At 70.9% G+C, this 14,164-nt stretch carries 17 protein-coding genes; 6 read left to right on the top strand and 11 right to left on the bottom strand.

Annotated features, from left to right (window positions below):
* Positions 1 to 2: 2 nt before the first annotated feature.
* From QSJ30_RS10045 to fsa, 4 genes are all read right to left on the bottom strand, one after another.
* Positions 3 to 698, bottom strand: coding sequence for a beta-ketoacyl synthase chain length factor (locus QSJ30_RS10045; RefSeq protein WP_285608830.1), 696 nt, complete (start codon positions 696 to 698; stop codon positions 3 to 5).
* Positions 699 to 738: 40 nt separating this feature from the next.
* On the bottom strand, positions 739 to 1,365 hold the full coding sequence (locus tag QSJ30_RS10040; RefSeq protein ID WP_285608829.1) for a hypothetical protein: 627 nt from the start codon (positions 1,363 to 1,365) through the stop codon (positions 739 to 741).
* A 158-nt stretch (positions 1,366 to 1,523) separates the two neighbouring features.
* Positions 1,524 to 2,000 (bottom strand): histidine triad nucleotide-binding protein, encoded by a 477-nt coding sequence (locus QSJ30_RS10035; RefSeq protein WP_285608828.1) that lies wholly within the window; start codon positions 1,998 to 2,000, stop codon positions 1,524 to 1,526.
* Positions 1,997 to 2,644, bottom strand: a complete 648-nt coding sequence (gene fsa, locus QSJ30_RS10030; protein WP_285608827.1) for a fructose-6-phosphate aldolase — start codon at positions 2,642 to 2,644, stop codon at positions 1,997 to 1,999. The genes QSJ30_RS10035 and fsa overlap by 4 nt, the downstream gene beginning before the upstream one ends.
* Before the next feature lie 151 nt (positions 2,645 to 2,795).
* Between fsa and thyX the strand changes: the two genes are divergently transcribed.
* The 3 genes from thyX to QSJ30_RS10015 all read left to right on the top strand — a co-directional run bounded on the left by thyX (position 2,796) and on the right by QSJ30_RS10015 (position 5,282).
* Positions 2,796 to 3,476 (top strand): FAD-dependent thymidylate synthase, encoded by a 681-nt coding sequence (thyX, locus tag QSJ30_RS10025; protein ID WP_285608826.1) that lies wholly within the window; start codon positions 2,796 to 2,798, stop codon positions 3,474 to 3,476.
* Positions 3,473 to 4,681 (top strand): aminotransferase class V-fold PLP-dependent enzyme, encoded by a 1,209-nt coding sequence (locus QSJ30_RS10020; RefSeq protein WP_285608825.1) that lies wholly within the window; start codon positions 3,473 to 3,475, stop codon positions 4,679 to 4,681. The genes thyX and QSJ30_RS10020 overlap by 4 nt, the downstream gene beginning before the upstream one ends.
* Before the next feature lie 118 nt (positions 4,682 to 4,799).
* Positions 4,800 to 5,282 carry a DUF192 domain-containing protein gene (locus QSJ30_RS10015; protein WP_285608824.1) on the top strand — a complete coding sequence of 161 codons (483 nt, stop codon included), beginning with the start codon at positions 4,800 to 4,802 and terminating at the stop codon, positions 5,280 to 5,282.
* A 6-nt stretch (positions 5,283 to 5,288) separates the two neighbouring features.
* Here the strand turns inward: QSJ30_RS10015 and QSJ30_RS10010 are convergent, their stop codons facing one another.
* Positions 5,289 to 6,059 carry a metallophosphoesterase family protein gene (locus QSJ30_RS10010; protein ID WP_285608823.1) on the bottom strand — a complete coding sequence of 257 codons (771 nt, stop codon included), beginning with the start codon at positions 6,057 to 6,059 and terminating at the stop codon, positions 5,289 to 5,291.
* 60 nt (positions 6,060 to 6,119) lie between these two features.
* Between QSJ30_RS10010 and QSJ30_RS10005 the strand changes: the two genes are divergently transcribed.
* Genes QSJ30_RS10005 through QSJ30_RS09995 form a run of 3 tightly spaced genes read left to right on the top strand, consistent with a single transcriptional unit; the run spans position 6,120 to position 8,133 of the window.
* Entirely contained in the window at positions 6,120 to 6,965 is an 846-nt protein-coding gene (locus tag QSJ30_RS10005) for a CE1 family esterase (RefSeq protein ID WP_285608822.1), read from the top strand.
* Positions 6,962 to 7,750 (top strand): sulfite exporter TauE/SafE family protein, encoded by a 789-nt coding sequence (locus QSJ30_RS10000; RefSeq protein WP_285608821.1) that lies wholly within the window; start codon positions 6,962 to 6,964, stop codon positions 7,748 to 7,750. The genes QSJ30_RS10005 and QSJ30_RS10000 overlap by 4 nt, the downstream gene beginning before the upstream one ends.
* 35 nt (positions 7,751 to 7,785) lie before the next feature.
* A complete protein-coding gene (locus QSJ30_RS09995; protein WP_285608820.1) occupies positions 7,786 to 8,133 on the top strand; it encodes a hypothetical protein in 348 nt (115 codons plus the stop codon).
* Here the strand turns inward: QSJ30_RS09995 and queA are convergent.
* The 6 genes from queA to QSJ30_RS09965 are packed head-to-tail and all read right to left on the bottom strand — an operon-like array spanning position 8,124 to position 14,146.
* On the bottom strand, positions 8,124 to 9,182 hold the full coding sequence (gene queA, locus QSJ30_RS09990; protein WP_285608819.1) for a tRNA preQ1(34) S-adenosylmethionine ribosyltransferase-isomerase QueA: 1,059 nt from the start codon (positions 9,180 to 9,182) through the stop codon (positions 8,124 to 8,126). The two genes, QSJ30_RS09995 and queA, sit on opposite strands and share 10 nt — an antisense overlap.
* Positions 9,183 to 9,192: 10 nt before the next feature.
* On the bottom strand, positions 9,193 to 10,998 hold the full coding sequence (locus QSJ30_RS09985; protein WP_285608818.1) for an ABC transporter ATP-binding protein: 1,806 nt from the start codon (positions 10,996 to 10,998) through the stop codon (positions 9,193 to 9,195).
* Positions 10,999 to 11,047: 49 nt separating this feature from the next.
* Positions 11,048 to 11,866, bottom strand: coding sequence for a tetratricopeptide repeat protein (locus tag QSJ30_RS09980; protein ID WP_285608817.1), 819 nt, complete (start codon positions 11,864 to 11,866; stop codon positions 11,048 to 11,050).
* Positions 11,863 to 12,552 carry a hypothetical protein gene (locus tag QSJ30_RS09975; protein WP_285608816.1) on the bottom strand — a complete coding sequence of 230 codons (690 nt, stop codon included), beginning with the start codon at positions 12,550 to 12,552 and terminating at the stop codon, positions 11,863 to 11,865. Before QSJ30_RS09975 ends, QSJ30_RS09980 begins: the two co-directional genes overlap by 4 nt.
* Entirely contained in the window at positions 12,549 to 13,142 is a 594-nt protein-coding gene (locus QSJ30_RS09970) for an RNA polymerase sigma factor (protein ID WP_285608815.1), read from the bottom strand. The genes QSJ30_RS09975 and QSJ30_RS09970 overlap by 4 nt, the downstream gene beginning before the upstream one ends.
* On the bottom strand, positions 13,139 to 14,146 hold the full coding sequence (locus tag QSJ30_RS09965) for a hypothetical protein (protein ID WP_285608814.1): 1,008 nt from the start codon (positions 14,144 to 14,146) through the stop codon (positions 13,139 to 13,141). Before QSJ30_RS09965 ends, QSJ30_RS09970 begins: the two co-directional genes overlap by 4 nt.
* Positions 14,147 to 14,164 lie beyond the last annotated feature (18 nt).

Raw genomic sequence — 14,164 nt, 5'->3', positions numbered from 1 at the left:
GGCTACGCCACGCGCCAGGCCCACGCGCCGGTCACCCAGGGCCCTCCGGGCACCTCGAAGGCGAGGGCGTCGGGGCCTTCCCTTGATCCGTCGACTTCCGGCGGGCGGTCTTCCGGCGACCAGGTCAGGATCAGGTGGTGGATCGCGGGGAGGCCGATCAGCAGGGCCAGCGCGTGCAGCGGACGCGGAGCCTCGTCGAAGTCGGCGAGCAGGGGCGGAAGAGGGGCGTCTCCGTGGACGAAGAGGACAGGCCTTCCAGGATCCGCCGCGTGGATGGCCTGGGCTTCCACCAGCCCCCAGGCGAAAGACTCCGGTCCGGCGGCCAGCGAGCTGGAGGGGCTGGGATCCCGCCGCGCGATGGACCAGATGCCAGCGGTGGCGTTGTGGACGTTCATGGAGAACTGCGTGGGGGAGGGGAGCAGTCCTTGGGCCAGATCCTCCAGCACGGGCACGGTCCGGACCGCCTCGCCGTGCCGGGAGGTGAAGACCGAGGGCATCGGTCCCCGGTCGCCGGCGGCCCGGTGGGCGCAGTGCAGCATGGCCCGACCCAGGGGGCTGAGGCGCCGGCGGATCAGGGGATCGAGGTAGGCCACGTCCGGGGGGCCGGAGGCCCGGTCCAGGAACGGAGACCGGACCTCCGGACCCTCCTGGGACCAGATCGAGGCCCTAAGCAGGGGGATCGTGAAGGTGTGGGGCATCGGGTGGTCCCGGAGGGCCGGGGGGAAGGAACCGGCGGGCCTAGGGAACGGCCACGACCATGGCCTTGCCGGCGAGCACGCTCATGAAGACCTCGTCCGACAGCAGGCGGGTGAGGACGTCCATCACGGTGTCGCTGAGCACTTCGTGGTAATTCTCCAGCTTGTAGGAGCGGCCGAACCGCGTGGCCTTGCCTGCCACCACGCCGCGCCACACGACCTTGTCGCCGGACCGCACCTGGATGATGAGCCTCAGCTCGCCCTGGTAGGTGCCCGTCTCGATGACGGAGAACCGGACCAGCTCGCAGCTGACCACGGCGCCGCCCTCGGCGGGCTTGTCCACGACGGGAAGGCCGAGATCCTTCATCTGCTCGATCAGCTGCTTGGTCAGGAAGGCCGGGACATCATCCGTGGTGCTCACGTACCGGGTGTAGGACTTCTCCCGGTTCTCGCCGATCACGGTCTTGTCCTTGCGGGTGTCCGTGATGGGCAGGAAGACGATCTTCCTGGCGGCGAAGGGCGTGAGATTGAGGGTTCCCGTGGCCTCCAGGAGCTTCGACGTCGGCTTCCACACCAGGGGCGTGTCGATGGTCGGGCCATCTGCGGCCAGGAGCCCGGGCATCAGGCCGGCGCAGAGGAGGAGGAAACGGAGGGGTGAGCGGAGGCGCATGGGGGCTCCTTGGAAGGGCGGGCACCGGCCCAGGGGCAGGCGGTACCGGAGGCCCGCATCCGTGTCCCGACCGAAGGGTCGGGAAAGGGCAGATGGAGGAACGATACCTTGCGGAACAGGAGCCTGGCTACTGGTATCGGGGGCCTTCCCCGGTGGGTTCAGCGCGCTGCCGGGTCTTTCGTGATGGCGTCCTCGCGGAGCCGCTCGCCGCCCACCACGTGGAAGTGGAGGTGGAACACGCTCTGGCTGGCGTTCGTGCCCGAATTGGAGATGAGCCGGAAGCCGTCCTCGAGGATGCCCTGGTCCCTGGCCACCTTCACGCAGGCGCTGAGCAGGGCCGCCCGGGTCTCCACGGACAGGTCATCCAGCTCCTTGAGGCTGGCCACGTGCTGCTTGGGGATCACCAGCAGATGCACCTTGGCCCGGGGCCGGATGTCCCAGAAGGCCAGCACGTACTGGTTCTCGTACACCTTCCGTGAGGGCGCGGTGCCGGCGATGATGCGGCAGAAGACACAGTCGGGGTGCGGGACGGGAGCCGGAGCCGCGGTGGAGGGGGGCGCAACCTGGGCCGCCAGGGTGGTGCCGAGGATGAGGGTGAGGACGGCGACGGCGGCCCGCAGGCTGGAGCGGATCATCTCCCGCTCTTCTTCCAATCAGCGAGGAACCCTTCCACGCCCTTGTCTGTGAGGGGGTGCTTCAGCATCTGGTCGAAGACCTTGGTGGGGATGGTGGCCACGTGGGCGCCGGCCAGGGCCGCGTCGGTGACGTGGCGGGGCTGGCGGATGGAAGCCGCCAGGCACTGGGTGGCGAAGCCGTAGTTCTCGAAGATGGCCACGATCTCGCGGATGAGCTCCATGCCATCGAGGTTGATGTCATCGAGGCGGCCCACGAAGGGGGATACGTAGGTGGCGCCGGCCTTGGCGGCCATGAGGGCCTGGGTGGCGCTGAAGCAGAGGGTCACGTTGGTGTGGATGCCCTCGGCGCTGAGCGCCTTGCAGGCCTTGAGGCCCTCGGCGATGAGCGGCAGCTTCACCACCACGTTCTTGTGGATCTTCGACAGGCGGCGGCCCTCCTCGATCATGGCGGGGGCCTCCAGGCCGATGACCTCGGCGCTGATGGGGCCGTCCACGATCTGGCAGATCTCCGCGATGATCTCCTCGAAGGGCTTGCCGGTCTCCTTGGCGATGAGGCTCGGATTGGTGGTCACTCCGTCCAGCACGCCCAGGGCGTTGATGCGCTTGATCTCGTCGATGTTGGCGGTGTCGATAAAAAACTTCATCTGGGTCTCCGGAAAGGGAGGACCTCACCTCCGGGCTGGCGCAAACCAGCCGGCGGTCCTGTGGGGCCCGGGTCCCATTCTCCCATGGTCCCCGGGAAAGCCGAAGGGCCCAGACCAGGGCTACACTATCCGGACTGCGGAGTGAAGCTGAATGGCCAGCCCGGAAATTCGAGTCCTCGACAAAGGTTTCGTCCGTCTCATCGACCACATGGGGTCGGACCTATCCGTGGTGAATGCGGCCCGGGTGTCCTTCGGCAAGCGGAGGGAGGCCTTCGAGGAGGGCGATGCCAAGCTGATCGGCTACCTGGCCGAGCACGAGCACACCTCGCCCTTCCGCCACACGGCTCTGACGCTGCACGTGAAGGCGCCCATCTTCGTGTTCCGCCAGTGGATGAAGCACCGGATCGGCTCGGAGTTCAACGAGATCAGCGGCCGCTACGTGGAGTTCCCCGAGGACGAGTTCTTCGTGCCCGCAGCCTTCCGGCGGCAGGCCAAGGTGAACAAGCAGGGCAGCGAGGGCGAGATCGACGAGACCGGCCGCGCCCGGGCAATGGAGAGCTACCTGGAGAGCTGCCGGGGTGCCGTGGCCCACTACAAGGAGCTGCTGTCGCTGGGAGTCTGCCGAGAGCAGGCCCGCTGCGTGCTGCCCCTGGGGCTCTACTCCGAGGTCTACTGGACCGTGAGCCTCCAGGCCGCGGCCCACTTCATCCGCCTGCGGGCCGACAGCCACGCCCAGTGGGAGATCCAGCAGTACGCCGCCGCCGTGCGGTCCGTGGTGGAGCCGATCTACCCCGTGGGGCTCAAGGCCCTGCTGACCTCCGGGAAGGGATGAGCACCCCGCCCCTCAACCCCGCCCTGTTCCACCTCGACCGGGAGCACCTCTGGATCATGCACTGCTCCGAGGGCCCCGTGCCGCGGGCTTCGCTGCGCACGGTGCGGGCCTTCATGCACAAGGAGCTGCGCCCCTGGGAGGTGCGCTGGGAGGAGGACTTCCTGGGCATCCCCGTGGCGCTGCGCGCCGAGGCCGCAGCCCTGCTGGGCGGCCGCTCCGAGGACATCAGCCTCAGTCCCAGCACCTCCACGGGCCTCGTCTCGGTGGCCCAGGGCTTCCCCTGGCGGCCGGGCGACGAGGTGGTGGCGCCCCTGGGTGAGTTCCCGTCCAACGCCTGGCCCTGGCTCGCCCTGAAGGGGCGGGGCGTGACCTTCCGCGAAGTGCCCCTCTGGGAAGGGCACCAGGCCGGGGCCGACGCCTGGTCGAGCCTGCCGCCCACGGTGGCAGCGGACCCCGAGGCCAGGCTCATCGCCGCCCTCGGTTCCCGCACCCGCCTCCTGGCCCTTTCCTGGGTGCGCTTCCAGGATGGCCTCAAGCTGGATCTTCAGCGCCTGGGGCGGGCCTGCGTGGACCGCGGGGTCCGGCTCGTGGTGGACGGCATCCAGGCCGCCGGCACGGTGCCAGCCGATCTGCAGGGCCTCTCGGCCTTCGCCACGGGCGGCCACAAGGGCCTGCTGGCGCCCCAGGGCATGGGCTTCCTGTGGACGGACGAGGCCTTCCGGCAGTCGCTGGCGCCCACGGGCACCTGGCTGTCGGTGGAGCAGGCCACGGACTTCTCGCGACCCTCCACGGACTTCGACCGGGCCTGGCTGCCGGATGGCCGGGCCCTGGAGCCGGGCGGGCCGAACCTGCTCCAGGCCTCGGCCCTCCTGGAATCCCTCCGTCTGCTCAACGGGGCCGGGGTCCCGGCCATCGCCGCCCATGCGGCCGGGCTCCAGGTCCGGCTCCTGGAGGCGCTGGCAGACTCAGCCTGGACCGCGGAATGCCGCCGGCTGCGGGACCTGCTGGAAGCGGGGCGACTGGGGTCCATCCTGGCCTTCCACCATGGCGGCGCCGGTGCGGACCATCTCCAGGCCCTGCTCCGGTCCGGCTACCACCGAGGCGTCTTCGCCTCCGTCCGCGAGGGCTACCTGCGGGTGGCCTTCCACGGCTTCCACACGGAGCGGGATGTGGATCGCGTGGCGGAGTGGCTCGAGAGCCCCTGACCCCCCGGCCGCCGGGAAGCTCGAAGCATGTGGCCACAACCTGCGAGGTATCATCGGCCCCTGAAGCCTTCGCCCGCCTGCAGGCACTTCATTGATAATGGCCTTCTGAGGAGTAGACATGCGCATGCTGTTCGCCGCCCTGCTGTCCCTGCCCCTGCTGGCGGGGGGCGGGGGCACCGTGGCCTTCAAGCAGACGGCCTTCCTGGCCGAGGTGGCCGCCACGGACCAGGAGAAGGCGAAGGGCCTGATGTACCGCCAGAGCCTGGCCAAGGACCGCTGCATGTTCTTCATCTACGGCGAGGAGGGCAGCCACGCCATCTGGATGAAGAACTGCCTCATCGCCCTGGACGTGGCCTGGGTGGACGCCGAGGGCCGCGTGGTGGAGACGGCCGAGCATGTCCCCCCGTGCAGCCCCATGCGCGGCGATGACTGCCCCACCTACGGGGGGACCGTCCCCGCGCGCCACTTCGTCGAGTTTCCCGCGGGCACCTTCAAGCGCATCGGCCTGAAGAAGGGCGACCGGCTGGGCTGGGACTTGGTTCTGGACGATGGCCGCGGCTTCCGGGGCGGCGCGCCCATGCCCAAGGCCAGGAAGAAGTAGCCGGTCCTAGTCCCCGTTCTTGGGGGCGCCCTTGCGGGGTGGGCGGGTGAGGGTGCGCAGGTGCTCCGGGGCCGGCGGCAGCTCCGCCAGCTCCAGGGGACTGAGGCGGTCCGCCAGCAGCTTCCAGGCGCGGGCCTGGCGGGGCAGGCGCTCGGCCTGGATGACCTCGAAGCCCTGGGCGTAGCTCACGAAGGGCGGCATCACCAGGGCGAAGCCCGTGTAGAGGAAGGCGGGAAGCCGCATCCAGTCCGGCTCCGCCGCGGGCCCGGGGCTGGGCACGGCGAAGAGGGGGTGCACGCCGCCATTGATCCAGAAGCCCTGGGACGAGTCATGGCGGGGGTAGACGAAGATGCGGCGGCGGTGCATCAGGGTGAAGGGCCCCACCCGGTGCTGCTCCACGGGCTGGATGCCGGTGCCCTCGAGGGCGGGGCCGACACTGCGGTCCGGGTGCCCCACCACCTGCACCACCTGGCGTCCGCCGCCTTTGAGCTTGCGGAAGATGGTGCGCAGTTCCTCGGCCTCGTCGCCTTCCACCGTGCCCTGGCTGGGCTTGAGGTCCCCCAGCAGGGCGATCTGGACGGGAGCGTAGTCGTCGATGAGGCTGAACACCCGCTCCCAGATCTCCGTCTGCTGCGGAGGAGGCAGGGGGTCCGGCCGGCGGCGCCGGGCGGCGCCCATGCCGAAGAAGAGGTCCGCCAACACCAGCGTCTTCTGCCGGGGCAGCCACACGGCCCGCCGGCTGTCGAGCACCACATCCTGGTTGAGCTGGACCTGCACGGGGACCTCCAACCTTCCATTGGAACACAGGGGGTCCCAGAATCCGGGTGGGGGGGATCGGTGCAGCACGGCCAGGGCCACTACCTGAAGCTCGAATGGCAGGGCGAGAGCCGCCGGGTCCTGGTCCACGACCCGCCCGGAGCCGCGGGCCGGTTCCTGCCCCTGGTGGTCGCCCTGCACGGCACGGGCGGCACGGCGCGCATCATGGCCTCGCTCTCGGGTCTGAGCCGCCTGGCCGACGAGCGGGGCTTCCGGGTGGCCTACCCCCAGGCCCTCGGCGAGGCGGGCCTCGAGGATCCCGAGCGCGGCTCCGCGTGGAATGTCGGCCCGGGGCTGGGCTGCCCCCTGCACCCGGACACGGATGACGTGGCCTTCCTCTCGGCCGTGGTGGACCGGGTGGATCGCCACGCACCGGTGGACCCCCGGCGCCTCTTCGTGGCGGGCTTCTCCAACGGGGCCCGCATGGCCTACCGGCTGGCCCTCGAAGCGCCCTGGGTGGCCGCCATCGCCGCGGTGGCGGGAGCCCCGGTCTGGGGCCCGGCTCCGGCCCGGCCCGTGCCCACCCTGGCCTTCCACGGGACGGAGGATCGGCACATCCCCTACGGCGGGGGCGTGGGGCCCCAGGGCCGGCGCGTCCCGGCCCTGGCCGCCCCGGAGGCCCTGGCCCGCTGGGCGGCCCTGATGGGCTGCCACGAGGGGCCGGTCCGGGATTCCCTGGAAGCCCACGACCTGCGGGTCTGGACGGGCGGCGACTGCGAGGTGGGCCTCTGGACCGTGGCGGGCATGGGGCACGCCTGGCCCGGCGGCCGGCCCTACGTGGCGGGGGCGGATCGGCCCGTGCCGGACCTCTCCGCCAGCCACCTCATCTGGGCCTTCTTCGAAGCCCACCCCCTGGAGGCGCTGTGAGCCCGGAGGCAAATCATCTGCTGGCGGGTCTCGGCACAGGCCTCTGCGGTGGCGTGCTGTCGGGCCTCTTCGGCGTGGGGGGCGGCGTCGTGATGGTGCCCCTGCTGGGTCTCGTGCTGCATCTGGATCAGCACCGCGCCCAGGGCGCCACCCTGGCGGCCATGCTGCTGCCCACGGGCCTGCCGGCGGTGCTCCAGTACCGCAGCCGGGGCATCCACACGAGCCTGCGCCTGGTGGGGGTGCTGGTGCTGGCCTTCCTCTTCGGCATCTACGGCGGGGCCCGGGTGGCCAACCTCATTCCCTCGGAGCCCCTGCGCTGGGGCTATGCGGCCTTCCTGGTGCTCCTGGCCCTCAAGACCTTTTTCCGGCGTGAGCTGGAGCCCGTGGACCGGACGGTGGAGCCCCTGGACCTGTCTACCGGTCTCTGGACCGCCGGGGCGCCCATCGGCCTGCTGGCCGGGGTGGTCTCCGGACTCACGGGCCTGGGCGGCGCGGTGGTGGTGATCCCCCTGCTGGCCTCGCGGTTCCGCATGACCCAGCACGAGGCCCAGCTCACGAGCCTCGCCATGCTGCTGCCGCCCATCGGCCTGCCGGGCGTGTACGTCTACGCCAAGGCCCAGGGCGGCCTGCCCTGGGGGGTCATCGCGGGTGTGGCCCTGGGATTCGCCATCGGGGCCCTGGCCGGCGCCCGGGTGGCCACCCGCGTGCACGGGGCGAAGCTGAAGCAGAGCTACGCCGTGGTGGTGCTCCTCATGGCCCTGCTGGTGGTCCTGCGGGGACGCTGACCGTCGCTTAGGCTATCCTCGACCCGGAGGTTGCCGTGCCCCTGGATGTCCCGACCCCCCTGTACGTGGGGGAGCGCCTGCGAGACCTGATCCTGTGCTACGCGGGGCCCTGGGCCTTCCTGCCCTACATGCGGAACCGCGAGGATTCAGAGCTGCTCTGGCATGCGCGCCAGGGCGTCATCCTGGCCTTCGCCGAGTGCGCCGTGACCCTGGCCATGCTCATCCTGGGCCTCTTCCCCATCTTCGGCGCTGTCTCCATCCGGTTCCTCCTGCCCCTCTGGCTGCTCTGGTGCCTGGGCATGTCGGTGACGAGCATTCTCCAGGCCACCAAGGGCAAGAAGCACCGCATCCCGGTGATCCACCAGTTTGTGGACTACCTATAGGCGTTCAAGATCAGCATCGCATCGCCGTAGCTGAAAAAGCGGTACCGCTCCCTCACAGCCTCCGCATAGGCGGCCCGGGCGAGCTCGAGGCTTAGCAGCGCGGACACCAGCACGAAGAGGGTGCTTTCCGGCAGGTGGAAGTTGGTGAGCAGGTGGTCGGCGGTGCGCAGCCGGTAGCCGGGCGTGATGAACAGCCGCGTGGCACCCTCCCGGGCGAGGCGGGAGCCATCCCAGGCGCCTTCGAGGGTGCGCAGCGAGGTGGTGCCCACGCAGAGCACGGGGCGGGAGCGATCCCGCAGGACAGGCTCCAGCCGGCCCGCCGTGGCGTCGGGGATCTCGAAGCGCTCCTCGTGCATGGCGTGGTCTTCCAGGCGCTCGGCGGTCATGGGCCGGAAGGTGCCGAGGCCCACATGGAGCCGCACCGGATGCCAGCCGCAGCCGCGGGCCTCCAGGGCTGAGATGAGCTCCGGTGTGAAGTGGAGGCCCGCCGTGGGCGCCGCCACGGCTTCCCCTTCCCGGGCGGCGAAGACCGTCTGGTAGCGGGTCTCGTCCTCGGCCTCAGCCAGGTGCTCGATGTAGGGCGGCAGGGGCAGGCGGCCGATACGGTCGATCTCGTCCCAGTCCAGGCCGTGCTCGGCGTGCACCCGCACGGCGCGGAGACCTTCGGGCAGGGTCTCGAGGATGTCGAGGCGGGCCAGCTCGGCACCAGAGACGGGATCCACCACGGCGGCGGTGGCTCCGGGCTTCAGCCGCGCCCCGGGCTTCACCATCGCTTCGAAGCGCCCCCCGCCCAGGCTGCGCAGCAGGAGGGCCTCGCCCGCGCCGCCGCCGCTACGCCGCAGGAAGAGGCGCGCGTGGCGCACCCGCACGTCGTTGGGGACGCAGAGGCTGCCCGCGGGCACGAGCTGCGGCAGATCGCGGATGGCGCGATGGGACCAGGCACCCGTCTGCGCGTCCACCACCAGCAACCGCGCTCCATCCCGGTCCGGGGCCGGGTGTTGCGCGATGAGTTCCGGGGGCAGGTCGAAGTGGAAGGCGGAGCGGAGCATCAGGCCAGCATCACGCTTCGGCGAACTGCAGCTTGTGCAGGCGCGCGTACTCGCCGTGGCGGGCGAGCAGGTCGTCGTGGGTGCCCTGCTCGACGATGCGCCCCTGCTTCATGGCGCAGATGCGGGTGGCCCGCTGGATGGTGCTGAGGCGGTGGGCGATCACCAGCGTGGTGCGGTCCTGCATGAGGGTCTCCAGGGCGGCCTGCACGGCCCGCTCGCTCTCGGTGTCGAGGGCGCTGGTGGCCTCGTCGAGGATGAGGATGGGCGGATCCTGCAGCAGGGCCCGGGCGATGGCGAGGCGCTGGCGCTGGCCGCCGCTCAGGCTGGAGCCCGTTTCCGCCAGGGGCGTGTCGTAGCCGTGGGGCAGGGTGGTGATGAAGTCGTGGGCGTGGGCCTTCTTCGCGGCCGCGATGACGGCTTCGCGGCTGGCCTGCTTGCCGTAGGCGATGTTGTCGTGCACCGTGTCCATGAAGAGCAGGGTCTCCTGGGTGACGATGCCGATGATCTTGCGGAGCTCGCGGGGGTCGAGGTCCCGGAGGTCGAGGCCGTCGAGGGTGATGCGTCCGGCGGTGGGATCGAAGAAGCGGGGCACCAGGTTCACGAGGGTGGTCTTGCCGCCCCCGCTGCCGCCCACCAGGGCCACGGTCTCCCCGGCCCGCACCTCGAGGTCGATGCCGCGCAGGACCGGGTGTTTCTCATCGTAGGCGAATTCCACACCCTCGAAGCGGAGCAGGCCCGGCCGTGCGGGCACCGGCTTCGGGTCCGGGGTCACGGGCAGCTCCGGCTTCCGGTCCAGCATGGAATAGACCCGGTCCAGGCTGGCGGAGGCCACCTGGATCTCGTTGTTGAGCTTGGTGAGCCGGCGCAGCGGGTCGTAGAGCGCGTAGATGGCCAGGATGTAGGTGAGGAAGTTCTCGGTGGTGAGGGTGCCGGCCTTGAAGCGGCCCGCGGCGTAGGCGGCGAGGCCCGCCAGCAGGAGGCCCCCCACCAGCTCCATGATCGGTGTGGAGAGGGCCGAGGCCCGGGCGCTCTTCATGCCCAGCCGGTAGAGCTCCTGGTTCTGTACCTGGAAGCGGCTCACCTCGTAGGATTCCCGGGCGAAGGCCTGGACCACGCGGATGTTGCTGAAGACCTCCTTCAGGCGCTGGAGCAGGCGGCTGGAGGCTTCCTGGTTCCGGTGGTTCACCTTCCGGATGCGCTGGCTGAGGCGCTTCACGGGCAGCACCACCAGGGGGCCCGCCAGGAACAGGGTGAGGCTCAGCTTCCAGTCCATGTAGAGGACCGTGGCCAACATGGTGACGGCCACGCAGATCTCGCGGACGGCCTCCGCCAGCTGATTGCTGGCGATGCCCTGGACGGCGCCCACGTCGCTGATGCTGCGGGTGATCAGCTCGCCCACGGGATGCTTCTGGAAGAAGGCGGGCTCCTGGGCCAGCAGGTGGGCGAAGAGCCGCTCGCGGAAGGCCTGGGTGGCGCGGATGCCGCTGCGGACCATGAGCAGGGTGCCGGCGTAGGTGAAGAGGCCCTTCAGGGCGAAGAGCAGCACCAGCACCAGGGGCACCAGCAGGCCCGTGCGCAGGGCGGAGGCTTCGGGGAGGTGGGCCATGACCCAGGCCCGGAGGTGCTCGAGCTGGCCGAAGAGGCCTATCTGGGCCCCGCTCAGGGCATGGGCCTTGCCATCGTCGAACACGAACTTGATGGAGGCGATGAGGGCGCCCTGGCAGAGCCCGGCCAGGAGCAGGAGCAGCGAGGCCCCCGCGATGAGGGGCGCATGGGCACGCAGGTGGTCGTTGAAGAAGCGCAGGAGTCGCGACATGGTCAGCGATCAGCTTAGCCGCTCTGGCCCGGCCCTGCTGTCGCCCCGGCTACTCGACGGTCACCGTGACCGTGCTCTTGCCGTCATCGAGGCTGAAGAGCTCCGTGCCCTTGGGGGAGTTGATGGCCTGGTCCATGAGGCGTTCCAAGTCCACGCCCTTCCTGCGGGCCTGGCGCAGCTGTTCGTCCGAGAGGTAGCCGCCCACGGCCCGGGCGAGGCCCAGGGTCAGCCGCACGGTCAGGGCCTCGGCCTTGGCCCGCTCCTTCACGCGGATCACCAGGAAGCGGCCCTGGGCGGGGCCCGCGGCCTGGGGCTGGACGCCCATGGCCTGCAGGGCGAGGCGGCAGGCCTCGGAGGAGGCATCGGCCCGGAGGCCGGCCTGGAGTACGGGGACGGCGCGGCCATCCCGGCGCTTGGCCAGCTGGAGGGCGGCCGCGATGCGGACCTCCTCGCGATCGTCGGACAGGGCCCCTGCCAGGCCCGCCTGGGCACCGGGGCTGTCCCACTGCCGGACGCCCCAGCAGCGCACGCGGTTCAACCGGGCCTCCTTGCCCAGCAGCCGCTGGTCGGGATGCTTCGCGAGGAACTCGGTGTAGGCCTCGGCGGCCTCGTCCCAGCGCTGGTCCTGCTCCAGGCTGGAGGCCAGCCAGTAGCGGGCGTCCGGCACGCGGGAGGACCCGGGGAACTCCCGGATGAGCGAACGGTAGGCTTGGGCGGCCTGATACCAGCGCTGGGCGTAGCGGAGGTCGCGGCCCTGCCGGAACAGGGTCTCCACGGGGCTTTCCGGGGCCGCCAGCAGGATGGCGGCGGGCTCCGGGGAGGCGGGTGCCACCAGGGCGGGTACGGCCAGCAGGAGGGCCAGGGTCATGCGCCGTCTCCCCTCAGGCGGCGCTCCATGCGCTCGGCCTGGCCTTCCAGGTTGTGGGCGGCGGCCCACTGGCGGAGCTCGCGGGCGCGCTCGACGCTGAGGCAGTCCTCCTCGAAGGCCACCTCGGACAGCCAGGTGTGCAGGCTGGCGCGGATGGCTTCGGCCTCCTGGAGAGGCGCCCCCTGGGCGGCGAGCTGATGGCTGGCCTCCAGCAGGGTCATGGCCGTCTCGCGCTCCTGGCGGCGATCCTCCTCGCCCTTCTTGCAGAGGGCGGGGTTCTGCTCGAAGTCCTGGAGCAGGGTGGAGCTCTGGCGGAAGAAGGCGATCCAGGCGCGGTCCTGGGTGCGCTTGCGGGCCAGCTGCTCGAGGCGGGCCGTGTCCCGGGCCTGGGCGCGGAGACTCTGGGTGTGCTGCATGGTGTAGGCGGCCGGGACCAGGGCCACCAGGAGGACGGCGGCGGCGGCCAGGGTCCAGGAGCCGGTCCAGCGGGTGCGGGGCGCGGGGGCGAGGCTCTCGGCCAGGGCCGGGCCGTGGCTGCGGAGGGCCAGGTGGAGCTCCAGCAGCTCGGCCAGCTCGGCCTGCCGGGCCGGATCCTCCGGCCAGAGCTCGGGCTGCTCGAGCAGCTCGAAGCCCCGGGCCTCGTCGAGGAGGCTGGGATCGGTTCGGTGGGAGTCGGCGGGGGTCATGGCTGGGGTCCAAGGGTCTTGCGGAGTTTCTGGAGGCTTTGGAACAAGGTGGCTTTCACGGTGCCCTCTGCGCAGCCCAGATCGAGGGCGATCCGCTTCACCGGGTGTTCGTGGACGTAGTAGGCGAGCACCATGGCTCGCTGGCGGGGGGTCAGGCCGTCCAGGGCTCCGCGAAGGGCCTGGATCCGCCTGCCTTGGTCCACGGATTCCCAGGGTGAAGCCTGGTGGGGGTCCGGAGCATCAAAGGTCTCGGGAGGGGATACCTCTCGCCCTCGTCTACGCAGATGGTCCGTTGCCGCATTAGCCGCCAGTGTAAAAAGCCAGGCGGCCACCGGACGGCCCTCCTCGAACCGCTGGCAATGCTGGAGACACTTGAGGAACACCTCCTGGGCCAGCTCCTGGACCACCCCGGCCTCGCCCTGGAGGCGGCGGTGCAGGAAGGCGCAGAGGGGCCGCTCGAAGCGGGCCATGAGGTGGGCCAGGGCCTCCTCGCGCCCGGCCTTGAGCTGGGCCATCCAGTACTCAGGGGACTCCGTCTCCGGCGGGAGAGACCCGGAGGTGTCCACGGGCTGGGGAGACGCCGCGCTCATGCCTTGGGGATCCCGGTCGGCAGGGTGAGGGAGAAGCCCGGCTGCCCAAGCTTCTCCATCACCAGCTTGAGCTGCTCCGGGGTGAGGGCGCAGCGCAGGCCCACCCGGTGCTTCTCCTGCATCAGCTGGGGGGCCGCGCCCGGGGCGGCCTGCACGGCGTTGGCGGCGGCCACCAGGCGCTGCAGCCAGGGCGTGACCTGGTTGATGCCCTCGGTCGAGCCCGCCAGGGCCAGCTCGAAGCGGATGGGCTGATCCTTCTGGGCCGACGGGGTGATGCTCCAGAAGAGCGCGCGGACGCCCTGGGGCAGGTCCTTGATGAGGCTGCCCTCCAGGTTCCGGCGCAATCCGTCCAGCAGGGCCTCGGGCTGGAGGTAGCCCTGGAAGGGCGCCCGGGCGCTGATCCACTCGGCGGCGAGCGCCGCGTCCGGCTGGGTGGCGAGGCTGTCCTTGGCGGCCATGCGCTGGAGGGCCTCCAGCGAGCCGATCCAGATCTGACCCTTCTCATCGCTGGCGGCGCGGATGTGGGCCTTGGTCCCCTGGGTTTCCAGGTCGAGGATCACATGGAGCGGCCAGTCCCGGCCCTGGAGGTGGAGGCTCCCCTCCTGGGGGAAGGACTCGGCCAGTGCGGCCACCAGGGCGGTGGGATCCGCGAACTGGTTCAGCTGGATGAGGACGTGCTCGAGGCCCTTCTGGAGGTTCTGCTCGCCCTCCTGCGGCATGCCCATGACATGGAAGGTCACCCGGCCGGTTTCGGTGCGCGGATTGATGCGGGCCTTCTGGAGGAAGAGGTCGAGGGCGCGCTCCACCATGGGATCGCGGGAGATGAGGGACTGGATCTCCTTGTGGGTGAGCATCCACCCCGCCTCGCCGGAAAAGGCGGCCACGCTGTCGGCGGGGGCGGCCTGCACCCAGCCGGGGACCCGCGGCTTGGGCCGGCAGGCGACGAAGGGGAGCCCAAGCAGCACCACCGCAGCGGGTATCAGAATGGCGGCGGGGCGGCGCATGGGGGCTCCTGGACTTGG

The organism is Geothrix edaphica (assembly GCF_030268045.1).
Lineage (GTDB): Bacteria > Acidobacteriota > Holophagae > Holophagales > Holophagaceae > Geothrix > Geothrix edaphica.
The sequence above is the reverse complement of the archived record's forward strand: the minus strand, read 5'-3'. Positions and strand labels throughout refer to the sequence as shown.